At 70.0% G+C, this 22,308-nt stretch carries 24 protein-coding genes; 12 read left to right on the top strand and 12 right to left on the bottom strand.

Annotated features, from left to right (window positions below; translation table 11 throughout):
* Positions 1-84 precede the first annotated feature (84 nt).
* From ACIRHA_RS04685 to ACIRHA_RS04700, 4 genes are all read right to left on the bottom strand, one after another.
* Entirely contained in the window at positions 85-387 is a 303-nt protein-coding gene (locus ACIRHA_RS04685) for a hypothetical protein (RefSeq protein ID WP_403839800.1), read from the bottom strand.
* A gap of 174 nt (positions 388-561) precedes the next feature.
* The gene (locus tag ACIRHA_RS04690; RefSeq protein ID WP_403839802.1) at positions 562-1,020 is read right to left on the bottom strand and encodes a transposase; all 459 of its coding nucleotides are present in this window, start codon (positions 1,018-1,020) and stop codon (positions 562-564) included.
* Between the two features lie 536 nt (positions 1,021-1,556).
* Positions 1,557-1,721, bottom strand: coding sequence for a hypothetical protein (locus tag ACIRHA_RS04695; RefSeq protein ID WP_403839804.1), 165 nt, complete (start codon positions 1,719-1,721; stop codon positions 1,557-1,559).
* A 565-nt stretch (positions 1,722-2,286) separates the two neighbouring features.
* Positions 2,287-3,273: an erythromycin esterase family protein gene (locus ACIRHA_RS04700; RefSeq protein ID WP_403839806.1), complete on the bottom strand. Its 987-nt coding sequence runs from the start codon at positions 3,271-3,273 to the stop codon at positions 2,287-2,289.
* Positions 3,274-3,522: 249 nt separating this feature from the next.
* Here ACIRHA_RS04700 and ACIRHA_RS04705 point away from each other — a divergent pair, with 249 nt between their 5' ends.
* The 8 genes from ACIRHA_RS04705 (at position 3,523) to ACIRHA_RS04740 (ending at position 10,212) form a co-directional block, all read left to right on the top strand.
* Positions 3,523-4,098, top strand: coding sequence for a hypothetical protein (locus ACIRHA_RS04705; RefSeq protein ID WP_403839808.1), 576 nt, complete (start codon positions 3,523-3,525; stop codon positions 4,096-4,098).
* A gap of 39 nt (positions 4,099-4,137) precedes the next feature.
* A complete protein-coding gene (locus ACIRHA_RS04710; protein WP_403839810.1) occupies positions 4,138-4,638 on the top strand; it encodes a hypothetical protein in 501 nt (166 codons plus the stop codon).
* Positions 4,639-6,156: 1,518 nt separating this feature from the next.
* Entirely contained in the window at positions 6,157-6,492 is a 336-nt protein-coding gene (locus tag ACIRHA_RS04715) for a MerR family transcriptional regulator (protein WP_403839812.1), read from the top strand.
* 483 nt (positions 6,493-6,975) lie between these two features.
* On the top strand, positions 6,976-7,179 hold the full coding sequence (locus ACIRHA_RS04720; RefSeq protein WP_403839814.1) for a cold-shock protein: 204 nt from the start codon (positions 6,976-6,978) through the stop codon (positions 7,177-7,179).
* A 235-nt stretch (positions 7,180-7,414) separates the two neighbouring features.
* The gene (locus tag ACIRHA_RS04725) at positions 7,415-8,926 is read left to right on the top strand and encodes a DEAD/DEAH box helicase (protein WP_403839816.1); all 1,512 of its coding nucleotides are present in this window, start codon (positions 7,415-7,417) and stop codon (positions 8,924-8,926) included.
* 46 nt (positions 8,927-8,972) lie between these two features.
* Entirely contained in the window at positions 8,973-9,377 is a 405-nt protein-coding gene (locus ACIRHA_RS04730) for a CBS domain-containing protein (protein WP_403839818.1), read from the top strand.
* 56 nt (positions 9,378-9,433) lie between these two features.
* Positions 9,434-9,745, top strand: a complete 312-nt coding sequence (locus ACIRHA_RS04735; protein ID WP_403839820.1) for an SCO5918 family protein — start codon at positions 9,434-9,436, stop codon at positions 9,743-9,745.
* Positions 9,746-9,783: 38 nt separating this feature from the next.
* Positions 9,784-10,212 (top strand): hypothetical protein, encoded by a 429-nt coding sequence (locus ACIRHA_RS04740; protein WP_403839822.1) that lies wholly within the window; start codon positions 9,784-9,786, stop codon positions 10,210-10,212.
* On the opposite strand, the gene ACIRHA_RS04745 is transcribed toward ACIRHA_RS04740, so the two are convergent.
* The 6 genes from ACIRHA_RS04745 to ACIRHA_RS04770 form a co-directional block, all read right to left on the bottom strand.
* A complete protein-coding gene (locus ACIRHA_RS04745) occupies positions 10,192-11,349 on the bottom strand; it encodes an MFS transporter (protein WP_403842097.1) in 1,158 nt (385 codons plus the stop codon). The genes ACIRHA_RS04740 and ACIRHA_RS04745 overlap by 21 nt on opposite strands.
* Before the next feature lie 35 nt (positions 11,350-11,384).
* Complete coding sequence (locus ACIRHA_RS04750; protein ID WP_403842099.1) at positions 11,385-11,948, bottom strand: Chromate resistance protein ChrB; 564 nt, start codon at positions 11,946-11,948, stop codon at positions 11,385-11,387.
* A 23-nt stretch (positions 11,949-11,971) separates the two neighbouring features.
* Entirely contained in the window at positions 11,972-12,688 is a 717-nt protein-coding gene (locus ACIRHA_RS04755; protein WP_403839824.1) for a hypothetical protein, read from the bottom strand.
* Between the two features lie 147 nt (positions 12,689-12,835).
* Positions 12,836-13,711 (bottom strand): phosphatase PAP2 family protein, encoded by an 876-nt coding sequence (locus ACIRHA_RS04760; RefSeq protein WP_403839826.1) that lies wholly within the window; start codon positions 13,709-13,711, stop codon positions 12,836-12,838.
* Complete coding sequence (locus ACIRHA_RS04765) at positions 13,708-14,586, bottom strand: VTC domain-containing protein (protein ID WP_403839828.1); 879 nt, start codon at positions 14,584-14,586, stop codon at positions 13,708-13,710. Before ACIRHA_RS04765 ends, ACIRHA_RS04760 begins: the two co-directional genes overlap by 4 nt.
* Complete coding sequence (locus tag ACIRHA_RS04770) at positions 14,583-15,272, bottom strand: DUF4956 domain-containing protein (RefSeq protein ID WP_403839830.1); 690 nt, start codon at positions 15,270-15,272, stop codon at positions 14,583-14,585. The genes ACIRHA_RS04765 and ACIRHA_RS04770 overlap by 4 nt, the downstream gene beginning before the upstream one ends.
* Before the next feature lie 151 nt (positions 15,273-15,423).
* Here ACIRHA_RS04770 and ACIRHA_RS04775 point away from each other — a divergent pair, with 151 nt between their 5' ends.
* Both ACIRHA_RS04775 and ACIRHA_RS04780 read left to right on the top strand, forming a co-directional pair.
* Positions 15,424-16,116, top strand: a complete 693-nt coding sequence (locus ACIRHA_RS04775; RefSeq protein WP_403839832.1) for a response regulator transcription factor — start codon at positions 15,424-15,426, stop codon at positions 16,114-16,116.
* Positions 16,113-17,552, top strand: coding sequence for an ATP-binding protein (locus ACIRHA_RS04780; protein ID WP_403839834.1), 1,440 nt, complete (start codon positions 16,113-16,115; stop codon positions 17,550-17,552). Before ACIRHA_RS04775 ends, ACIRHA_RS04780 begins: the two co-directional genes overlap by 4 nt.
* A 351-nt stretch (positions 17,553-17,903) precedes the next feature.
* On the opposite strand, the gene ACIRHA_RS04785 is transcribed toward ACIRHA_RS04780, so the two are convergent.
* Together ACIRHA_RS04785 and ACIRHA_RS04790 are read right to left on the bottom strand one after the other, a co-directional pair.
* Positions 17,904-19,301 (bottom strand): ATP-binding protein, encoded by a 1,398-nt coding sequence (locus tag ACIRHA_RS04785; RefSeq protein ID WP_403842101.1) that lies wholly within the window; start codon positions 19,299-19,301, stop codon positions 17,904-17,906.
* A gap of 121 nt (positions 19,302-19,422) precedes the next feature.
* Positions 19,423-20,130 carry a response regulator transcription factor gene (locus ACIRHA_RS04790; protein WP_403839836.1) on the bottom strand — a complete coding sequence of 236 codons (708 nt, stop codon included), beginning with the start codon at positions 20,128-20,130 and terminating at the stop codon, positions 19,423-19,425.
* 190 nt (positions 20,131-20,320) lie between these two features.
* Here ACIRHA_RS04790 and ACIRHA_RS04795 point away from each other — a divergent pair, with 190 nt between their 5' ends.
* Complete coding sequence (locus tag ACIRHA_RS04795) at positions 20,321-21,625, top strand: glycosyltransferase family 4 protein (protein ID WP_403839838.1); 1,305 nt, start codon at positions 20,321-20,323, stop codon at positions 21,623-21,625.
* 258 nt (positions 21,626-21,883) lie between these two features.
* Positions 21,884-22,027, top strand: a complete 144-nt coding sequence (locus ACIRHA_RS04800) for a hypothetical protein (RefSeq protein WP_403839840.1) — start codon at positions 21,884-21,886, stop codon at positions 22,025-22,027.
* Positions 22,028-22,308: the final 281 nt, after the last annotated feature.

A 22,308-nucleotide genomic window follows, 5' to 3' on the forward strand; every position in this document is an offset into this window, starting at 1 on the left:
GCTCAGCAGGCCGCTTCACCCGCGAGCGCACCCCGTCGATACGCGACGGCGTCAACTTCCCGTCCAAGGCCACCGCCGACGGCTTCACTCGTATCCCGCCGACGGTCTACAGGCCGCCAGGCACCGTCGAGAGCTGCTGATACCCGGCGGCGAGTACGTCCACCGCGAGCCCTTCGGCGCAGCGCGGCACGATCGGCCGGCCACCGTGACCGGCAGTACGACGGCGGCTTCATCACCAGGCTCGGCCAGGACCTCGGCCGCCGTCATCCGCGCATCGGCCGGCCGCTCCAGTTGCCGTTCCGCCGCATCCGGTGCCGCCTTCAACCGCGCCACTTCCTCCCGGATCTTTTTCTCCCGGGCCTCCAGCAAACCGAGCACCGGCGCCACCCTCTGCCTCCACGAGCGAGACGAGCACACGAATGCTCGAACTCTCACGCTGCCGCCTGGAGTTCATGCCTGACCAACCGACACGCAACGATCACGTTCGGACAGCGGAGGGTCTGTGTAGGCGAGTGTAAAACCAACGGCCCTGGCTCACTTTCGGGATGCTGTTGGTGATCTCTATGAGTTGAGGTCTCGGCAGACTTGCCGGAACCGGCTGACGGGCCTGGCCTGGGCCGGTAATTCGCCGTCGGGCAGGCCGTGTTGGCTGAGTCGGATGATGTTGGCTCCGGCGGCGGTGAGGACGTGCTGCACGTGGGTCTTCGCCATGCCCCGGTAGCGGCAGTTGCGCGGGCCGTGGGCGCGGACGGTTTCGGAGACGGTGGCCTCGCAGCCGGCGCGGATGGCGTAGTGGCGCTGCCATCGCTCGGTGTCCTGCTCGCGTCGGACCCGGGTCTGGATCTCTTGCAGGGGCTGAAGCAGGAGGGTGATGTGGCGGGCGCGGCCGTCGGTATTTCCGGTGCAGTCGAGCCGGTCTTTACCGGCCCGGCAGGCGGGTTTGGGAAACAACACGGACAGCCGCTGATGTTCGTCACCAACGGTGGGATTCCATGGATGGCCGGCGATTCCGCGGGGCATGTCAGAGTGCGTGCCTGCCAGTCGGGGATGAAGTCGGCCTTGGTGAAGCCGGGATGGCCCTCGGCCCGGGGGTCGGCACGGACCGGACCGGTCAAGGTAATTCCATGGGCCCGGGCGGCCTGGTCTATGGACTCGGGCGTGACATAGCCGGCGTCGACGAAGTGCTCCAGGTCGGTGAACTGTTGTCGGGCCAGGCCCTGGTGGATGACGTCAAGCACGTCGATGTCCTGCTCGGGAGCGGGCCGGGTCATCACATGCACGATGACGTTCGGTCCGACATCGGCACAGATCTCGCTTTGGTGATCGCGGTAGCCGATCCAGCTCTTCGTCCCGCCCGCGGTCAGTTTCCAGCTGTATCGGGCTTGCGGGTCATGAGGAGAGACAATCTCGACGCTGGCCCACGGGACGCAGGCCGTGGCCGGGTCCGGCCGCCCGGCAGCCGACGGCGGCAGATCCGCACGGCGGGGCATGTTGCGCTTACTTAGCCGATCTTTGGTGGACTTCGCGCTCCGCCACCGCAGCCGGCCTTCAGAGTCTTACCAGTACTGCTGCAGCCACACCTGCCGCAGGACCTCGACCTGCGGCAGCGTTCGCAGCCGCGGCGGGGTGCTGTCACCGAACACGGCCCGCAGCAAACGGACGCCGTCCCTCGCCGACGTGCAGCGCGTGCGGTAGGCAGCGACCTGCTGGCTCTCGTCCACGAGCGCGACCTGTATGCCGCACCGGATGTGCCGCTGCGCCGTGTCGAGTTGCCGACCCGTATGCCGGTCCTCACCCAGGCCGCCTGGTGGCACCCCAGGCGTCAGCTGGACCCAGGGCACCGATGGCCGCTCGGTCTTCTTTCCGACACCGCTGGGACGCTGATCGTCTTGTGAACACCAACGGTCCTGTCCGTCGGGCGGGCCTTTTTCAAGCAGATCAACGAGATCGACCGCATGGAAGCCGCGTTCGACGCTCTTCGCTCCATCGGCGGGGCGGCCGAGCCGGCCGCCTGATTCAGACGAGTGACGACGCCGAGGCCCGGCCGCACTCCGTCCGGAGGAGTACGGCCGTTGATGGTCATGCGCCGACGTCCTCGCAGCCCGGCACGGTGTCCGCGAAGTGGGTGACGAGGCGCGGGGCGGTGAAGAACTCGCCGACCGCCGCACGCCACTCCTGGAAGAGGGCCGAACCGCGGAAGCGCGCGCCGAAGGGCAGCCGTGTTGAGCGGAACGTCGTCCGTGTTGAGCCGCACCGACGTCTGTGGAGTGCTCCGCCGCGCAGCCTTCAAGGCAAGGGCCGGGACGGTGTCACCTCTTGCGTGTGGACGACGACGTCGAACCAGCTCGCGAGTGACCCGCCCGACATGTGGAAGGCCGCGTCATCCCGGGGGTCGTAGGACGGGCCGATCAATCGCGTGCGCGTCGGGGCGTCCAGGAGGCGGCGGATCGGCTCAGGTTGCGGTGTGATCAGATCCAGGACGTATCCCGCCCTGTTCTCGGCGGCCGCATGCAGCAGGCTGTCGACGAAGTCCGGGCGTGGAGCGGGCAGTGGCCGGCCGATCGAACCATGCGCCATGGTCAGGCCCACGGACCGGTAGTCCGGTCCCAGTCGTTCCCGCAGGTATCCGCCCATATTCTGGTGCGACTCCAGGGGCTCAGAGGGGGACACGGTACGAGGGGCGCCCACGGCGGTGTGCGCCATACCGCCCCAGTAGACGACCTTGTCGCCGGTGAGCTGCTGCCACCAGCTCACACCGTCGGCCAGCGTGCGTTCCAGTTCGGCCAGACCTTCGAGCCGTGCGGTATGCCGCGCCGGTTCAGCAGGGAGCTGGGCGAAACGTACCGGGTCGCCTGGGTGACGCTTGTTGTAGGACCGCATCCAGTGGACGAGATCGAGGATCTCGGCGGTCTGCCAGAACGGCCGTGCGCTTCCCAGCAATGCACGAGGGTCTCCATCGCCGGTGGCGACATAGGCGTCCAGGCCGAGGCGACCAGGGTCGTCGCCCTCCAAAGCAAGGGAGCGGAACCCCTCTTCTTCCACCAGCAGCCGCACGATGCGATGCGCCACGTCCGACAATTCGCGTGTCTGTCGGGCAGCTGCTCCAAGCGCCACGATCCTGGCGTCCCGCACCAGTGGGGCCAGCGGCCGCAGATCGTCCAGTGGCTCGTCAGGCTTCCTGTTCACGAGCGCATGGGAGTTCTTCTTGATCCATTCGGTCACCGTCTCCATTGGCCTGCCCTTCATCCCCGAGCTCTGCTTCTTGCGGACCACTCCAGGAGATCGTCTGACCTCAAGCTTGGGTGAGGTCAAGAGTCCGTGACGTCGAGTTGGCGCTCATCGCTGGAGCGGCCTGTGGTGGCTCAGGCGCGGATCCAAAGGCGTATCGCGGCTCGGGGGTGGTGTGCTTGATCGCACGACGCCGGGGTGGCGCTGCGGCACGCACCGGAGGCGTAGTACGCAGCGCGCGGCCGCGAATGTGATCTTCTGGTATCCCGTGAGGCAGGGCGAAGGTACGTGGTGTTGAGGCAGGTGAAGAGGGCCGTGCAGAGCGGCTCGACAGGCCCCGTAGCCACCGGCTTTGCCGTACTGCTCGTCGGCTTCGGAGGGGTCAGCATCCTGATCGTCCCGCAGATCTCCGATCCCACCCGCGGCGCCCAGACCCTCTGGTACCTGATCATGCTGGTGGTGCCGCTCTCCTACGCCATCAGCGGGTTCCTCATCCGCAAAGCAGCGCGGCTCGGATCCGGCTACCTCCAACTTCTGCTGGCCACCAACCTGTTCCGCCTGGCCCTCTTCGCGATCCTCAACCGCGGCTTCCGCCTCCCGCCGGCCGCCCGGGCCTCGGACCTGGTCCTGTTCGCGGCAGGCATGGTCTTCAACGTCCTGGCCGTGGCCGCCATGATGCGCCTGTCACGCGTCCTCTCGCCGCTGGCCCTGAGCTTTTCCAACTACGCCACGGTCTTGTTCGCCTTTCTGCTCACCGCGCTCTACTTGCACGACCCGCTCGGTGCCCGCCCCATCGCGGCCGCAGCCCTGATCGTCGCCAGCTCCCTGCTGGTGGGGCGTACCCAACAGCCGTCCCCATCCGACTCCTAGACACCACCCAGGACCGTCCCCGTTGCAGAGGACTCGTCCATGAGCGACGGCGTCTACGACAAGGAACTCTTCTTCACCCAGTACGAGCGGACGCACCACTCCGACACTTCCGAGCGCGGCCACTTCGCCATCGGCTGCGGCTTCGGCGACTTCCTGAGCCACGCCATCGAGCACGGCGCTGTACAGGCGACCGGGATCGACGACTCGGTCAGGATGATCGACCACGCCCGCAGCCACACCACTTCGCCCCGGCGGCAGGCTCCTGTTCTCCGTCGAGCACCCGCTGTGCAGTGCCGAAGCTCTCAGTTGGACTCGCAGACGTTCTCATCGCCGGCTTTTCGCCGACCCCGGATGTGCGGACCGAAGGGTGGAGTTGTCAGCACCTCCACGAGAAGGGAAGCCCTCATGCGTATGGGCACTACGTCCGCCGTCCTCGCTCTGGTTGCCGGAGTTCTTGCCGCGGGTGCGGGACCCGCCGTGGCCGACAGTCGGCGCGAAGCCCGCGTTTCCACGCATGAGTTCGCGGCCCTCGGAGCCTGATTCATCAACAAGGGCCAGGCCAGGGCCTGTTCCCAACATCAGGTCACCGGTCTACGCTGGTCATTCGAGATGACGGGACGCTGCGAGCCGAGTCCTGACCCGTGCCCCGCCCGTCGCTCGGTCGAACTCCCTGGCCCCGAGTTCAGCAGTGCACAGACCTGCTGGAGCCGGTAGCGCCGACACGGCTCCAGCGGCCGTCCTCCCGGACGAGTTCGGCGGAGTGCTCCGCAGACTCCGCCCCCGAGGGGAGACCCGCGCAAGGAGGTGAGGGGGAGCATCCCTCCTTGCGCGACCGACGGCCGTCGTCACCCGAATCGGCGGCGGCCGTCCCCTACCCGGAGGCACCCTTTCCCGATCACGACCGGGAAGCTCACGACACCGACCGGATACGTCTCGACGCTACTCCCCGCGCCCACAAGTGGCCCTGTATATGCGGCAATGACCATGCCGCCCGTCAAGATTTTGGGCCGGCTCGAGGACCCACGACCGGGCAGGCGAGACGGCTGATGCCCGGCGGGGTTCGTCACATGCGGCTCGACAGAGCGGACATCGTTACGGTGCCGGCGGCAGGTAAGGAAGCGCCCGACTGCCGCACGCGGTACAGCCCCCGGCATGGACGCGTGAAGTCCCGGCGCGGTCGCACGCCATCAGCGGGCAGGCCGTGGTGCCGGCCGACGCGGCGAGGGCCTGCGCGCCATCCCTGGGCCGGCGCTTGAGGTTCGCTCGCCGCTTGATTCGTGGTCGGGCCGGGGAGCGCGCATGGGGAGCGCCAGTAGGGGACGAGGTCGACCATCTGTCTTCCTGGTGAACGAAAATCTGTGTCGGCTGGAGTAGACATTGGGTGGCGGGCTGGGTATGGTTTCTCTCGTAGCCGAGATCAAGAAGGGCCCGGCAGAGATGAACTGCCGGGCAGCGATACCCGCAAGTGCAGTTGCAGGACGGTGCGGTGGTGGAGTTCCGAAGCCAGGTTTTTGCAGGATGGTGACGGGGCTGACGACCGGACCGGGTGGCCCGCAGTGATCAGGGGCCGCCGTCAGCAGTACGGCAAGTGCAGTTCGCAGTACCAGCAGTGCAGTTGTCAGTGGTTCCTCGGTAAAGGCGTCGGCTGCGGGCGCGCGTACCGGGAGGTTCGGCAGTGGGGTTCCAAGCCAGGGCAGACGCAGGACGGGCGACGGGGCTGGCTGCCGAAGAGTGGCGCTGTTCGAGGCCACCAGTAGTTCGCAGTATCAGCAGTACGCAGTACCCGCTCAGTAAAATCAGAGGGAAAGAACGGAGGAGCCGAGCATCATCAGGATCGCCCAGGACGGAGTCCGGAGCCTGGGTACCGCAGGACATCGATAGTGAGGTGGTCTCCGGTCAAGCAACCGCGATCCCCGCGTACCCGACAGCTTCCAGGTCGGGTCGGCGGAAACAGAAGGCCGACGCAGTACTAGGGTCGGCAGATGGTGTAGCAGTTCCTTCGGGGCCCTGGTGCCATATGGCACCAGGGCCCCTCCACGCGTTCCACAGAGAGGTGCAATGACAGCAGACGACCCGTACGACCGTTTCGATGATGACGACTATCCCGCGTACACGATGGGCCGGGCCGCCGCGATGATCGGCGCCACCCAGGGCTTCCTCCGCGCTATCGGCGAAGCCCGCCTGATCACCCCGCTCCGCTCCGAGGGCGGACATCGTCGTTACTCCCGTTACCAGCTACGCATCGCCGCCCGCGCTCGAGAGCTCGTCGACCAGGGCACTCCCATCGACGCCGCCTGCCGCATCGTCATCCTTGAAGACCAGCTCGAAGACGCCCAGCGCATCAACGCCGAATATCGCAGGGCTGCCGAAGCGGCGGAACCGCCCGTGGCTTGAGGCAGTGCGCCTGCCGGTTACCGGCACCAGTACCGGAACCGGCACCGGCAGGTCGAGAGCGCGGGCGCGTACCGTCCGTGCCGGCTGCCATGGGCCGGAAGGCCACCTTCGCCCACGTCCACGGCGTGGGCGTTCCGCTGTGCCGGTCCGCAGGAATACCGGTCGCGGCGCATTCCTGAAACGCTGTGCTCCGGGTGGGGCAATATCTATGACCGCGCGATGAGGGTTTAACGCGCAGCGCGGGGAGCGTTTTTCCGGCGGCCGGTGGAGCGGGGTTATTTGTTGTACGCGGACAGTTACCTCGTGCTACCGTCGATCCCGGTTGCAGTTGTGGTACCCAAAACCATCAAGCTCCTTCGCCGGAATTTCCTGGCCGTTGGAAGCTTTTTTGTAGTGCCGGTCTTTTCCGGACGGGGCTTCATCGCGGCGACCCGGTATCCGCGCACCGCGGGTCCCGGCGTACTGCCCCAAAGGAGATGTGACGTGGCGTCAGGCACCGTGAAGTGGTTCAACGCGGCCAAGGGTTTCGGCTTCATCGAGCAGGACGATGGGGGAGACGACGTGTTCGCCCACTTCTCGAACATTGCCGCCCAGGGCTTCCGTGGGTTGCTCGAAGGTCAGAAGGTCACCTTCGACGTCGAGCCGACCCGGAAAGGCCTCACGGCCGAGAACATCGTTCCCGCCTGAGGCTGACGCGAACTTCGCGGCCGGGGTACGCACTCCTCGGGTGCCGGTCGGCAGCCGGTGATCTAACGTCCACGTGACATCGCCTCTTTTGTGCCTTGCGCCCCGCATTGAATTCGCCGCATTCCGCATTCTGTATTCCCTTTTTTTCATTCCATTCGGTTCGTTCTTGTGATTCCCTGTGCGGTTTTTCGCTGCGGAAATTCCTTGATGCGTGCCGTATCAAGGAAGGTTCTGAATGAACCCCACACGTACGAACGGCCGCTCCTCCCGCACCCGCCGGACCGACAGCTCTGCCGTCGGTTTCGGTGCCGGTTCGAGGCGTGGCGGCCGGTCCGGCTCGCCCGCTCAGGCCCGGTCAGGGAGCCCGAGGCGCTCGGGCGGCCAGGGGCGGCGACCCGCAGCGGTCCAGGGCGAGTTCGCCCCGCCGAAGACGATCACTCCCGCGCTGCCCGCGGTCGAGTCGTTCGCCGATCTCGACATGCCCGAGCCGTTGCTGGCCGCGCTGACCGCGCAAGGGGTGAGTGTCCCGTTCCCGATCCAGGGCGCGACCCTGCCCAACACCCTCGCGGGCCGCGACGTCCTGGGCCGCGGGCGGACCGGCTCCGGCAAGACCCTCGCCTTCGGCCTCGCGCTGCTCGCCCGCACCGCCGGACAGCGCGCCGAGCCCCGCCAGCCGCTGGCTCTGATCCTCGTACCGACGCGCGAGCTGGCCCAGCAGGTGACCGACGCGCTCACCCCGTACGCCCGCTCGGTGAGGCTGCGCCTGGCCACGGTCGTGGGCGGCATGTCGATCGGCAGGCAGGCCGGCGCGCTGCGCGGCGGAGCCGAGCTCGTCGTCGCGACGCCCGGCCGGCTCAAGGACCTCATCGACCGCGGTGACTGCCGGCTGAACCAGGTCGCGATCACCGTCCTGGACGAGGCCGACCAGATGGCCGACATGGGCTTCATGCCCCAGGTCACCGCGCTCCTCGACCAGGTACGCCCCGAGGGCCAGCGGATGCTGTTCTCCGCCACCCTCGACCGCAACGTCGACCGCCTGGTCCGCGGCTACCTCACCGACCCGGTCGTGCACTCCGTCGACCCGTCCGCAGGCGCGGTCACCACGATGGAACATCACGTGCTGCAGGTCCACGGCGCCGACAAGCACCGCACGACCACCGAGATCGCCGCGCGCGAGGGCCGCGTGATCATGTTCCTGGACACCAAGCACGCCGTCGACCGGCTCACCCAGGACCTGCTCAACAGCGGGGTGCGGGCCGCCGCGCTGCACGGCGGGAAGTCGCAGCCGCAGCGCACCCGGACCTTGACCCAGTTCAAGACCGGGCACGTCACCGTGCTCGTGGCCACGAACGTCGCCGCCCGTGGCATCCACGTCGACGACCTCGACCTCGTCGTCAACGTCGACCCGCCGACCGACCACAAGGACTACCTGCACCGCGGCGGCCGCACCGCTCGCGCCGGTGAGTCCGGCAGCGTCGTCACCCTCGTCACCCCCAACCAGCGCCGGGACATGACCCGCCTCATGACAGCTGCCGGCATCGTGCCCCAGACCACCCAGGTCCGCTCCGGCGAAGAGGCGCTCAGCCGGATCACCGGCGCCCAGGCCCCCTCCGGCATCCCCGTGACGATCACCGCGCCGGTGGCCGAGCGGCGTAAGGGCAGTTCGTCCTCGCGTGGCCGACGCAGCTCCGCTTCGGCTGCCCGGCGCACGGCAGCGCGCCGGACCTCTTTCGACGCGGCGGCCTAGAAACTTCGTGATCAGGAAACTGACCCACCACTGCAGGAGGCACCTTTTGACGCTGGTTCAGATGCAGCCCCGCACGACGCGTGCCACCCCCGTGCGCGAGACGGCGGCCGACGCCGTGAACACCGACGCACCGCAGGTCCCCGACGACATGACCGTCGAAGTCGCCCTGTCCCTCGTGGCCAGTGCCCGCACCGGGCACCTCCTCGTCTGCGACAACGACGGCCTGTGCACCGGGATCCTCACCCGGGCCCAGCTCACCGCGGCCCGTGACAACTCCGCGTACACCGACCGGATCCAGCTGCGCGACATCCTCGGTGACCCAGGGCCCCTCACCCCTCCCACGACCACCCTGGCCGAAGCCCAGCATGCGATCCGCCACAGCCGGCTCGATGTCCTGCCTGTCGCCGACGAACAAGACAGCGCTCCGGGCGTCCTCGCCCTTGCCCGCTGAACCGCCTCCTCCGCGACAGAACCATTCCCCCTTCAGCCCTCTCCCTGTGAGGCATCATGCGCTGTGTCATCGCCCGCTTCCCGTTCGATCTCACCAAGAGCGGCGTCCTGGAATCGATGAAGGGCATCAAGCCCGAGCAGGTTTCCGGCGAGTCCGTGATCATCGGCCGCCGTACCTACCCCATCAAGCAGGTGGGCCAGGTCGTCACACGTCAGGACCGCCGAGACTTCAGCGCCGGTGAAGTCCTGCGGGCCATGACCCGGCTCGGGTTCACCTGCCACGGCCTTCCCCAGGCCGCCGCGCCCACACGCGTACTCACCCCGTTGCAAGAGGCTTCCGCGATGCTCGGCGCGCCTGCGACGGCCTGACCGCAAGACGGCAGTCCCCTGGCGTCACGATGCGCACCGTGGTCGCCACCGATTCCGTGGTCCCGCGGGCGTCCATCTACGACCACCAGGCCCTGGTCGACGTCCTCGCGGGGCTCATGGCCTCCTGTCGCCCCAGCGTCATCCACACCATGGACCCCGATCCCGACTACCAGGTGTACGACGCGGCCTATCCGCAGAACAATGACCAGCCGCACTTCTCCGATCACCGGGACCACGCCCCGACGGCTCTGTTCACCTGGAAGGCGATCTCCCAGTGGGTGGCCGACTCCATGAGGGAGGGCGGGCATACTCCGGGCTTCGTCCGGAGTGCTCGGCACCCAGGCTGTCCGCTGGCGGGAGACCGGCCCCGGCAGCGGACGTTTGTCATGCGCGCATGTAGGTCCGCATTCGGAATGTCCCGTTTCGTTGTCGGCCTGGAGCCCGGGTTACGTCGGTGGGCCTTGTGAATGTGGAGTTGTCTGTCGGCGTGCGATGAGCGCGATCGTCGGTCCCACGGCCAGGATCATCGCGAGGGCGGCGTATCCGTAGGTGAGGGTGGCGAGCGTGGCCACTGCGGCGACGAGCAGCGGGCCGCCCGCGTCGCCGAGTTCGCGTCCGAGTTCGGCCGATCCCATGGTCTGGCCGAGCCGCTCGGGCGGCGTAGAGGCTGCCAGGGAGGCGAAGCCGAGGGGGGTGATCAGGCCGGTGCCGACGCCGATGAGGGCCGCGGCGAGCAGTACGCCGGGCAGGCCCGGCAGCATCGCGCAGGCAAGGCCCATCGCCGTGATCGCCAGGCCGGTCGCGATGCCGGTGCCCGCGCTGATGCGACCCGCGTCCAGGGCGCGTCCTGCCTTCGGTTGCACGATCGCGGCGCTCGCGGCCAGGACGGACACGGCGGCGCCGGTGGCGACGGTGCCCAGGCCGGCGGCAGCGCCGGAGACGGGCAGGAAGCCGACGCCGACGGAGAGCGCGGCGGTGGCGCCGGCGAGGGCGGCGGTCGGCTTGAGGAAGGCAGGGTCGGTCAGTCGCCTGGCCAGGTCGGCGACGGTCTGCCGGGCGCGCGGCAGCGGTGGTACGTGCGGGACGGCGAGGGCTGCCCAGACGGCGACGGCCGCGGCGAGCAGCGCCATGACGGTGAACAGCAGCCGCAGCCCGCCGGCCCAGACGAGTACGCCGCCCAGGAGCGGGCCGAGGGTGTAGCCGATGGACTTGTAGAAGCCGTAACTGCCAAAGGCCCGGCCGTGTTTGGCCGCCGGGTTGAGCCGGGCGACCAGGGCGGAGGCCGAGGGTGAGAAGGCGGAGGCGGCGGCGCCCTGACCGAGGCGGGCGGCCCACAGCCAGCCGGGGCTGTCCGCCACCGCGTACACGCAGGAGGCGGCGGCGAAGGCGGCAAGGCCCCCGAGCAGGACGGGGCGGGCACCGATGCGGTCGGCAAGGGTCCCGAAGACCGGCTTGAGGAGCACCTCCGCCCCGTCGTACAGGGCGAGCAGGCCGCCAAGGACGAGCATCGAGGTGACCGCGTCGTCGGAGAAGCCGCCCAGGTTGGCGGCGATGCCGTGGGCGCCGAAGGCGGTGGTGAACGCGGCCGCGTACAGCGGCCACATCTGCCGCTGCGGTGCAGTGGCCTGCTGGGCCTCGGTCATCGCTCGCCCTCCGGGCTCTGGTGCAGGGCGTGGAAGACGCGTTCCGCGTAGTCCTCGCAGGCGGCCGTGCACTGCTTGAGGCGCTCACCGGCCTCACCCGCCCCGGGCGCGCCGAACACGTCGCGTGCGGTCAGGTCGCGGTGCCAGCGCCGCAGCCGTTCCAGGCTCTGTTCCTCCTCTTCCAGTTCGGCCAGGGTGAACTTGGCGATGCGGATTTCCTTGGCCAGCTCCGCCTCGTACTTGTCGCAGTCGGAGAGGAACTCCGCCCAGTCGGCCTGCCGGGCCGCACTGAACATCGCCGCGAAGCGGGCCGCGTCGTCCGGGCTGCGTCCGGCGGCCTCCAGGACCACGGCCTCGCCCTCGGCCCGCCCGGACAGTTCGAGGGCACGCCGTACGCCGCCGGCGAAGGCCGGCACGTCCGGCACCGCCCAGACCCCCTGCCCCAGTGAGAGCGCTCCGACCTTGCGCAGTTCCCGCCAGACGGCCACCCGGTGTCGCGACGGCTCGGCGGCCAGCTTGATCACGAGCACCAACCAGCGCGTCCGGGCTTCATCATTCATCACACGGGTGAATGTATCAAGCGTTACATTTTCAGGTGTGCAGGTTGGGATCCGGCCCTGGGCGGGCCAGGGCAGACGCGCCGGCACGGTTCGTGGGCGTTCATCCTCTGGAGGCCGGTGGCGAGAGGTAGACCCGGTAGCCGTGATGGACGTGCAGGCCGGGCAGCGGGTGGGCGCTCCAGTGGCGAGCGCATGGGGGCGCCTGGTGGTGCGGGCGGACGTGGGCGGCGAGCGGGCTGCTGTCGAGGGGGCAGGGCCCGGGGTACGGAGGCGAGGGCGTCCGCTACCGGGATGGCCGGCAGTGCGTAGGCGGGGAGCAGGAAGCGCGGCGCCGCGTAGTCGATGAGCAGCAGGTAGGGGACGGCCAGCGACAGGCCACACAGGACGGGCAGCAGCGCGGGGCGCCGCCACCTGCGTACGCACAGGGCTGCGGCGACCGACGGCAGCGCCAGCCACACCGCGTCGGAGGGCCGCATCAGGGCGCCCGTCGCGAGGGCCGTCCCCAGTCCGGCCAGGCCCCGCCGGCCGGGCAGTGCGAGCACCGGTGCCGGCCTCAGATGACGCCAGACCCGCAGCGCGAGGAAGAGCCCCGAACCGGACAGCACGGCGAGATGGATCCGGAAGGGGAGCGGGGAGGAGGTCACGAAGGTGAGCGGTGCGATCAGCACCGAAATGCCACGCGCGCGTGGTGCGCTGAAGTAGGCGGCCGGGATGTGCGGCGTGACCTGGCTGACGTACACGCTCTCGTCCCAGCCCAGGTGTGGCCCGGGGCCACGAAGAGGAGTTGGGCCAGGGTGAAGGCGAGTGCGATCGCCGCCAGTGGAAGCGGGCCCCGGGCCGTGTCGCCCGCCCGAGTGGGTCGTGTCCAGGGCGAGCATCGCGGAGGGCTACTTGCCTGCGGCGGGTGCGGCGGCGTTCTGGTAGTAGTCGCCGACGAGGTCGCCGACCAGGGTGCCTGCGGTGATGTCGCTGCTCACGTGGCCGGCCATGTAGAGGCGGGAGTAGACGATCTGGGCGGACATCGCCGTGTAGTCGGCGGCGCGGTGCGGGGCCCAGCCGCTGAGCAGGGTGACGGCGGTGGCCGCCTTGGCGGCGTGCCGTGAGGGGTAGGAGTAAGGGCCCTTCTGTCCGGCCGTGATGTGCTTCTCGGGGCGCAGGGACGGGTCGAGGACGTAGGGGGCGGGCTGCCTGTCGCGCGCGGCCACCTTCTCGGTGACGGCCTTGGCGAGCTTGAGGGAGGTCTTCAACTCATCCTTGTTCACGGCCCCTTGCTCCTTGGGGAGCAGTTCGCGCTGGTCGTGTCCGTACAGCTTCCAGATGTCGCTCTTGCCGTGGGTCTCCAGCCACGTCGCGGCCTTCTTGCCGGCGGCGGTACGGGTCTTGGCCAGTTGCTGCACCTGGTGCAGTTCGGCGGTGCGCTTCGCCTTGGACGGCGGGGTGGGTACCTGCGCGGCGGCCCAGGTGGTGAAGGCCTTGTCGTCGCGGGTGGAGCCGTGCGTGGCTTTCCACTTGGCGAACAGGGCGTCCACGGTGTGCTTCTGGGCGGCCTGCTGCTTCGCGATGTCGGCGACCTGTGCGTCGGTGAACAGCTCGGGCGGCGGGTCGCTCTTGATGGCGTCGGTCGCGCCGGGCTTCTTCTTCGCCGACGCGGCGGAGGACGCGGGGGCTGTGCTCGTGGTGTGGACAAGGCCGAAGCCGGCGGCTCCTGCGGCGATCACGGCGATGACGGGGTACTGCCACTTCGTGCGGCGGGTGACGTTCATGCAGGGGTGTTCCTTCCGGCGCGGGCGGTGCGGGTCGGCTCGGTGCGCGGCCCCGTGCGGAAGCGGGTGCGGGCGAGCCGGCGGATGTCGTTGTCGGGCAGCCCCGGCACGAGCAGGGAGAGTCCGACGAGGTACTTGCTGATGGAGACCGGCCGCGCGCCGAGGGCGAGCAGGGCCCGGTCGGCCGGGGCGGGACGGGCGGCGCCCTTCGTCTCGACCAGCACGTAGCCGGGATCGAGGGTGGCCGTGCGGCCTCCCCGGTGGCAGGCCAGGACGCCGTCCACGGTGACGCGGCTGCCCGCGTCGAGATCGGCGAGGGCCGCGCGCAGGTAGCAGACCTCCGCGGACGGTGTCAGGTCGGCGCCCGTGACGTCGATCCCGCGGCCGGACAGCGTCCGGTCGACGAACGCGGCGGCCTCGGTGCCGGGATCGAGACGACCGTAGGCCTCCGTCGGCACGCGGTGCGCGTGCTTGACGGTGGCGCCGCGGCCGTCCTTGGTCTTGACCTCCATCCGGCACAGACCGTCCTCCGCGTAGAGCCGGGTGCGCACCTTCCACCGGCGTCGCCGCCCCTGGGCGTGGGCGCGCCAGGCGGCCAGCCGCGGGGTGTCGAAGTAGGTGCTGCGGTACGCGGTGGTGCGCCGCCCGTGGATGTCCAGGACGTGGTGGGTGGCGGCCAGTCGGGGTATCAGTTGGGCCGCCGATGCGGCGGGGATCAGGTACTTGCGGTCCACCCGGTGCTGGAGCGCGGCCGCGGCGTCGACCTCGGTGAGCGAGGCGGGCCGCAGCTCGTCCAGGAGCAGCAGTTCGGTGAATCGGGCCCGGGCGAGGACCTCCGTCCCGAGGGCCTCGGGCGTGTCTGAGGTGAGGGTCACAGTGACTGCCCCTCGCCGACGGCGGGGCCGGGCAACCGCTCGGCCCCCTGGCCGTCCCGCGGGCGGGGGAGCACGACGCGCGCCTCGTCCGGTGCGGCGTAGCGGGCGGATACGTGGGTGGTCTCCCGTACGTAGTCGATCTCGTCGACCTCGATCGCGAGCGGCGCGCTGCCCAGACGTGCGGTCAGGTCGGCGCGGATGTCGTCGGCGTCGCGGTAGACGCGGTCGAGGGTGACCTTCGTAACGCGGGTGGCCTGGTGGGCAGACGGGTCATCGACCAGCAGGACCGCCACGAGCAGCAGCACATCGATACCGATGACCATCCAGGTCTCGCGCTGCGGCAGCCCGTTGGCGAGTGCGACGACCAAGGCGATGAACGCGTAGGCGACATCCCGGACGGTGAAGGCGGCGCTGCGCAGGCGGACCAGGGACAGGATGCCGAACAGGCCGAAGCCGACGCCGGAGGGGAACTTGCCCGCGCTGATCGCGGTCATCGCGGCGAAGAGGCCGAGATTCAACGCGACCAGCGCCAGCGGCATCTCCGGCACCGGACGGCGGCGCCGGTACAGCCAGCCGACCAGCACCAGCAGCACCAGCACGTCAAGGCCGGCACGCGCCGTCAGGTCGCCCACCGTGAGCGCCGAGGCCAGAGACTTGTCGGCGAGCAGCAGCGTGGGTTCGTTCATGAGCGTGGTCTCCGTTCCCGGCAGTGGCCGCCGCCGATGGCGGTCGGGGTCGGCTGCTGCCGTCAGGTGACGCACGCTAGGCAGGACGCATTAACAGACCATGAAGCCTTTCCGCACTCCCGGAGCGTCCGGGTCAGACCGGCGAGAAGGCGTGGAGAGCTACGCTTCCGAGGTGCACTTTTTGGTCGTCGAGGACGAGGTACGGCTGGCCGACCTGATCGTCCAGTACCTGAGCGAAACCGGACACACCGCCCAGGCGCGCCATGATGGGCCCGGCGGGCTCGAAGCGGCCCGTGATCCGCGCGTGGACGCGATCGTCCTGGACGTGATGCTGCCCGGTATGGACGGCGTCCAGCTGTGCCGCACCCTGCGCCGCGAGGCCAACGACGTCCCCGTCGTGCTACTGACGGCCCGCGGCGCGATCAGCGAACGGGTCGCAGGACTCGACGCCGGCGCGGACGACTACCTGGTCAAACCCTTCGCCATGGAGGAGCTCAGCGCCCGCCTGCGCGCCGTCTCCCGCCGCCGGCCCCCGCAGGGCGGCCGGCTCGAAGTCGGTGACCTGCTGCTCGACCCGGACGAACGGCGCGCCTGGCGGGCCGGCGTCGAACTGGACCTGTCCCGGCGCGAGTTCGCCGTCCTGGAGATGCTCATGGAGAACGCCGGCTGGGTCGTGAGCCGCAGCCGGCTCCTCGAGGAGGCGTGGGACGGCGAGGCCGACCTGAACAGCAACTCCGTCGACGTCCACATATCCAAGCTCCGCTCGAAGATCGACAAGCCCTTCGGCCGGGACACCATCACCACCCTGCGCGGCACCGGCTACCGCCTGGAGATCCGACAGTGACATGGCCGAAAGCCGCCGCAGCAGTCATGGGCGAGCCCACCACCGCGATACCGGCGCACGAGGCCACACGGTCCACGCGCCGCCTGCGCTGGCACCGTCTGCCCATCGTGGCGCGCCTGGTCGTCTCGGTCGCCGTCACCATGTCCCTCGTCCTCAGCGCCGCGGCCGCCCTGGTCTACGACCGCGTCGAACACGCCCTGGACCAACAGCTCGACGCCGACCTCGCCACCTACAACCACGACCTGCGCAGCGACGTACGCGCCGGAAACCGGCTCGGCGGTCCCGACGGCAGCGCCTACCAGGTCCTGGACACTCACGGACGGATCCTCCAGGCCAGCAGCCTCGTCCGCACCAGGCAGCTCCTCACCCCCGACCAGGTCGCCGCCGCCGACGACGACGGCACCACCATCCACCGCGACATCGGCAAGCTGTTCCCGCTCGACCCGCACACCCTGAGGATCAGGGCCCAGCGCGTCGAACGGCCCGACCACCGCATCGTGATCACCGTCGCGGCCCTGCGCCGCGGGCACCGTGACGAGGCACTGCGTGAGCTGGCCGCCCAGCTCGCCGTCGCCGCCGGCCTCACCTTGATCGCCGCCTCTTACGTCGGCTACCGCACCGCCCGCGCCGCCCTGGACCCGGTGGAACGCTACCGGCGCGGCGCCGCGGCCCTGGCCGACAACACCTCCGGCACCCGCCTGCCCGTCCCCGATGACCGCGACGACGAGCTCACCCGACTCGGGCACACCCTGAACCAGATGCTTGGCCGCCTCGAAACCGCCGCCGAACGCGAACGCCGCTTCCTCGCCGACGCCAGCCACGAACTGCGCACCCCGCTGGCCCTGCTGCGCGCCGAACTCGACGTCGCCCTGCACCGCACCCGCACCGCAGGCGAACTCACCGACACTCTCCGCTCGGTGGACACCGAGGTCCAGCGCCTCATCGACCTCACCAACGCCCTGCTCGACCTCGAACAGCTCGGTGCCACCGACCACCTCACCCGCGCCTCCGCCGACCTGCCCGAACTGATCGCCTCCGCCGCCGACCCGCACCGTGCCACCGCCGCCCGCGACCGGCGCACCCTCACCGTCGATGCCGCGCCCGGCACCGTCGATGTGGACGCGGCATGGATCCGCCCGGCCATCAGCAATCTCGTCGACAACGCGCTGCGCCACAGTCACGGCGACATCCACATCACCGCGACCACCCACGACGCCACCCTGGTGATCACCGTCACCGACGAGGGCCCCGGCTTCCCCGCCGACTTCCTCCCCCGAGCCTTCGAACGTTTCGCACGGGCCGAGACCAGCCGTACCAGCCCCGGCTCCGGCCTCGGCCTTGCCTTCGTCGCCGCGGTCGCCGCCTCCCACGGTGGCACGGCCCGCGCCGAGAACACCGGACACGGCGCCTCGGCCAGCCTCACCATTCCCCACTGACAACGCTCCGCCGCGTCAGAAGGTGCCACCCGCAGTGCCCCTCAGGCCTTCCAGGTCGCTGACCGGTGGCACCACTGGCACAACCTTGGCGAGGCTGCGACACAAGCCCGGTGGCGACGACGCACCAGGTGCCTGCGTTCAGGCCGAGTCCGTACGGCTCTACCGTGCGGGGGTCCGTGGAAGACGGCGTGCTGTCGGGGCGCGGCCGCGCGCCCGCCCGCGCTCCGACCGGACGGGAATGCCGGCTTCCCAGTGGGAGAGAACAGCCTCGTCGAAGCTCCCCATCTGTGATGCGGGCCCCACGCCATCGCGTCGTGCCGCTGGGTGGTTCCGGCTGCCGCCGGGCGGAGTTCATTCCGGCGGGCCGGATGAGGGATGGGCTCCTCGGGCGGTGAATCCGATGACGGCTCCGCCGCCGTCCCGGCCGGCCGCGAAGGGAGCGCCGTCGTGGGCGGCGGCGACGTCCCGGACGATCGACAGGCCCAGACCGGAGCCGGGGAGGCTGCGGGCATCGGGGGCACGGTAGAAGCGGTCGAAGATCCGGCTGGTGTCGGTTTCGGTGAGGCCCGGGCCGCGGTCCAGGACCTCCACGCGGACGGTGCCGCCCGGGACGCCGGTGATGACGATCTCGATGGGGGCGGTGCCGTCGGCGTCGAACTTGGCAGCGTTGTCGACCAGGTTGGACAGGGCGCGCTGGAGCTGGGCGGGACGGCCCGCCATCGTCGTTGTGCCTTCGGCGCGGACGGTGATGGTGCGGCCGGTGCGGCGGCGGGCCAGGATGGCGACGTCCTCGGCGGTGTCGGCGAGCGCGAGCGTGACGACGGGCTCGTCGTCCTGGTTGCCGGCGGCGAGTTCGACCAGCTCGTTGACGAGGTTGGTGAGTTCGCGGGATTCGCCGGTGAGGTCGGCGACGAGCTCTTCGCGGGCCTCGGGCGGGAGTTCGTCGATGCGGTGCAGCAGGGAGATGTTCGTGCGCAGTGAGGTGAGCGGCGTACGCAGTTCGTGGCCCGCGTCCTGGACCAGGCGGCGCTGGTCGTCTTGAGACCGGGCGAGGCGGCCCAGCATGCGGTCGAAAGAGCGGCCCAGGCTGGCGACCTCGTCGCCGCCGGCGACGGGCACGTCGACGTCGAGGCGTCCAGTGGTGGCGACGTCCTCGGCGGTCTCGGCCAGGCGCACCAGGCGGGAGGTGACGCGGCGCGCCAGCCACCAGCCGCACAGGCCCGCCGCCACGATCACGGCAGTGGCGAGCAGCGCGGTCCGTTTCTGCAGCTGGCGCAGCAGGTCCTCGGTGTCGCTGAACTCCTGGGCGACCTGCACCGCGCCCCGGCCGTCGCCGAGTGCGACGGTTGCCATCCGGTACTCGTCCCCGTCGATGTATACGTCGTCGTCCTCTGCTTTGGTGCCGGCCACTGTGGCGTCGGCGACCTGGCGGGCGCGGGTGTCGACGGGGAGCGGAGGGCTGCCCTTGTCCGCCGTCGTGCCGCCGGGGCCGAGGATCTGGACGTCGGTGCCGACGGGGCGGGTCAGGTCGTCGCGGGGGCCGTCGTGGTCCGGGTCGCCGGAGCTGAAGTCGTCGGGGGTGAGCGGCTGTTGGCGGACCTGGACGCGCAGGTCGTGGACGACCTCGTCGAAGACGGCTTCCTGGTCGACCCGGACCAGGCGAGCCGCGGCGTCGTAGGACAGGAAGCCGACCAGGGCGGTGACGCCGACCGCCACCCCGGTGAACGCGAGAGCCAGGGTGGTGCGCAGGCTGGCGGTCCGCCGCCTGGGGGTTGGTGCGAGGCCGCCGGGGCCGGACTGGTCGTGGTGGCCCCCGGTCCGCGGCGCCTCGTGGGAATGGGGCTGCCTGGCGTTCGCGCTGGAGCGCACCTCAGTCCTCTCGCAGGACGTACCCGACGCCCCGGACGGTGTGGATGAGGGAGGGGCCGGGGCCATCGGGTTGGTCGACTTTGCGGCGCAGGTAGCCGACGTAGACGGCGAGGTTCTTGGAGCCGGGGCCGAAGTCGTAGCCCCAGATGCGGTCGTAGATGGTGGCGTGGTCGAGGACGATGCCGCTGTTGCGGGCGAGGAGTTCCAGGAGGTCGAACTCGGTACGGGTCAGTTCGAGTTCGCGGCTGCCGCGCCAGGCACGTCGCGCGGCCGGATCGATGCGTAGGTCGGCGGCGGTGATCCGGTGGTCGGCCGGTTCGTCGGGGGCGGGCGCGGTGCGGCGCAGGAGGGCGCGCAGGCGGGCGAATACCTCTTCGACGTCGAAGGGCTTGGCGACGTAGTCGTCCGCACCGGCGTCGAGTCCCGCGATCCGGTCGGGGGTCTCGACGAGAGCGGTGAGCATGAGGATCGGTGTGCGGTCGCCCTCGGCGCGCAGTACGCGGCAGACCTGGAGGCCGTCGATGCCGGGCATCATCACGTCGAGCACGAGGATGTCGGGACGGGCGCGATGTGCGGCGGCCAAGGCCTCGACGCCGTCGGCGACCGCTGTGACGGCGTAGCCCTCCAGGGACAGAGCGCGCGCGAGCGAGTTCCGGATCGCCCGGTCGTCCTCGGCGAGCAGCACGGTGGAGGCGGGAGAAGGGGACACGCAGTTCAGTGTGGACCGCAGGCCTGCGTGCATCGCCTGTTCGACGGCCGTACGGAAGGCTTCTTACCCGCCCCTCACCCGACCGGGGCCCTGGACTTACCTGACCCGAGCAGGATGTTCGCGGATATCGAGGGATATCGACGGATGACATGGGCCCACGCCGTGCGCCCGCCGGGGAAGGCCACTGCACATGAAGATCGCGTTTTTGCTGCACAACGTGTACGCCATCGGTGGCACGGTGCGCACCACGCTCAACCTTGCCGCGGCGCTCGTCGAGCACGGCGGCCACGAGGTGGAGATCGTGTCGCTCAACCGGCACCGGGAGACCCCCAGGTTCGCGGTCGACCCACGGATCACCCTCGTACCGCTGGTGGACACGCGGGCGGAGGGACCTGACATCCACCAGCCCGGGTACAGCAAGCCGGCGCGGGACTTCCCGGCCGCGGAGAAGCGGTACAAGCAGTACACGCGCCTGCACGACCTGCGTGTACGCGGATACTTGGAGCACCGCTGCGACGCGGACATCGTGATCGGAACCCGGCCCGGCCTCAACGTCTACCTGGCACTGTGGGGCCCGCGCCGGGCGCTGCGGATCGCTCAGGAGCATCTGCGGCACGACGCGCACAGCATGAAGCTGCGGGCGGTGCTGAGCAGGCACTACCGCACGCTGGACGGGCTCGTGACGGTGACAGAGGCGGACGCGGCCGTCTACCGCAAGCGCATGCCCTTGCCCGGAGTGCGGATCCTCTCGGTGCCGAACATCGTGCCGCCGGTCGCATTGCCGCCCTCGGACGGCACGGCCAAGGTGATCGCGGCGGTGGGACGCCTTGTCCCCGGCAAGCGCTACGACCTGTTGCTGGAGGCGTTCGCCGCGGTGTCGTCGAAGGAACCGGACTGGCAGCTGCGGATCTACGGTGGCGGCGCGCAGGAGCCGCACCTGCGGGCCCTGGTGGACGGGCTCGGCCTGACCGGCCGGGCCCGCCTGATGGGGGCGGTGTCGCCGATCGAGCCGGAGCTGGCGAAGGCGTCGATCGTGGTCAGTGCGTCGGACGCGGAGTCGTTCGGGATGACGCTGGTGGAGGGGATGCGCTGCGGAGTCCCGGCCGTCAGTACGGACGCGCCGCTTGGTCCCGCTGAGATCATCACCGACGGCGTCGACGGGCGCCTCGTGCCGGTGGGTGACATGCGCGCGCTCGCGGAGGCGCTCATCGACCTGATCAGGGACGCGGCGGTTCGCAAGGAGATGGGTGCGGCGGCCTACGCGTCCGCCCACCGCTTCGACCTCGAGCCGATCGTGGCACGCTACGACGCCCTCTTCGAGGAACTCGACGCGTCCCGACGGCGCCGTGCCTGGCAGCGCTCCCTCGCTCAATCCCTCAACTGGGCCCACAGGGTGGCCAGTTCGCTGCCCATCCCACGGCCACGAAGGCCAGAGGGAACTGTGGACGGCCGACGCCGTCCCACTCCGGGCACCACACGGCCCCGGCTTCCGTAAGGCTGCCGCGGTGCCCGACGAACCGCCCCCGCCATCGGGGAACACGCCCCCCGAATTCACCCGGTGGCGGCGGGCGGCCGAGGGCGGGGAGGCGGGCCGGACGTGTCGGCGGCGGCCCGCTTCCCGGCCCACCGCGGCGCCTGTGGTGTGACGTCCAGGTAGACCTCATACCGCCCTCCTGCACTTCTGTTGCCTAGGAGTCCTAGGTTCGGGGCCGTGTGGAAGATGCGAACTGCGGTACTGGCCGGACGACTTTGCGTGCTGATCGGGCTCCTCGACGTAGCCTCCGCGGTGGCCTGCTCGCTGCGCAGCGGCCGGCCGGCCGCGCTCAGCTTCTACGTTCCGGGCCTGGCCGACGACGCTGCGCGTGCCGGGAACTGGTGGCCGGTGTGCTCCTGGTGATGCCGGCCCGGGGCCTGGCCCGGCGAAAACACCGTGCATGGCAGGCAGTCGTCGCCCTCCTTGTGGCCGGCGCGGCACTGCATCTGCTGCTGCGTCATGGCCTGCCCACGGGCGCGAGTGCTCGCTCCAGGGTGAAGAGGGGCTCCTCATGGTTGTCCACGAGGAGGACTGTGAGGCCGGCCGACATGGCACCACCCCTTGCGTACGTCCCCAGGGCTACGCGCCTGCTGTGACCTGTTGGAGGTGGCGAAACGTCTACGTGGCGAAGGCTTTACTCAACA

The sequence above is a fragment of the Streptomyces sp. NPDC102360 genome, assembly GCF_044766085.1.
GTDB lineage: Bacteria > Actinomycetota > Actinomycetes > Streptomycetales > Streptomycetaceae > Streptomyces.

What these genes read in the sequence shown, in the direction of transcription:
- ACIRHA_RS04710 (WP_403839810.1), top strand. Translation starts at nt 4,138, where the DNA reads ATGAGCGACGGCGTCTACGACAAGGAACTCTTCTTCACCCAGTACGAG.
- ACIRHA_RS04715 (WP_403839812.1), top strand. Translation starts at nt 6,157, where the DNA reads ATGACAGCAGACGACCCGTACGACCGTTTCGATGATGACGACTATCCC.
- ACIRHA_RS04760 (WP_403839826.1), bottom strand. Translation starts at nt 13,711, where the DNA reads ATGAACGTCACCCGCCGCACGAAGTGGCAGTACCCCGTCATCGCCGTG.
- ACIRHA_RS04690 (WP_403839802.1), bottom strand. Translation starts at nt 1,020, where the DNA reads ATGCCCCGCGGAATCGCCGGCCATCCATGGAATCCCACCGTTGGTGAC.
- ACIRHA_RS04750 (WP_403842099.1), bottom strand. Translation starts at nt 11,948, where the DNA reads ATGAATGATGAAGCCCGGACGCGCTGGTTGGTGCTCGTGATCAAGCTG.
- ACIRHA_RS04735 (WP_403839820.1), top strand. Translation starts at nt 9,434, where the DNA reads ATGCGCTGTGTCATCGCCCGCTTCCCGTTCGATCTCACCAAGAGCGGC.
- ACIRHA_RS04725 (WP_403839816.1), top strand. Translation starts at nt 7,415, where the DNA reads ATGAACCCCACACGTACGAACGGCCGCTCCTCCCGCACCCGCCGGACC.
- ACIRHA_RS04795 (WP_403839838.1), top strand. Translation starts at nt 20,321, where the DNA reads ATGAAGATCGCGTTTTTGCTGCACAACGTGTACGCCATCGGTGGCACG.
- ACIRHA_RS04745 (WP_403842097.1), bottom strand. Translation starts at nt 11,349, where the DNA reads ATGTGGCCGCTGTACGCGGCCGCGTTCACCACCGCCTTCGGCGCCCAC.
- ACIRHA_RS04770 (WP_403839830.1), bottom strand. Translation starts at nt 15,272, where the DNA reads ATGAACGAACCCACGCTGCTGCTCGCCGACAAGTCTCTGGCCTCGGCG.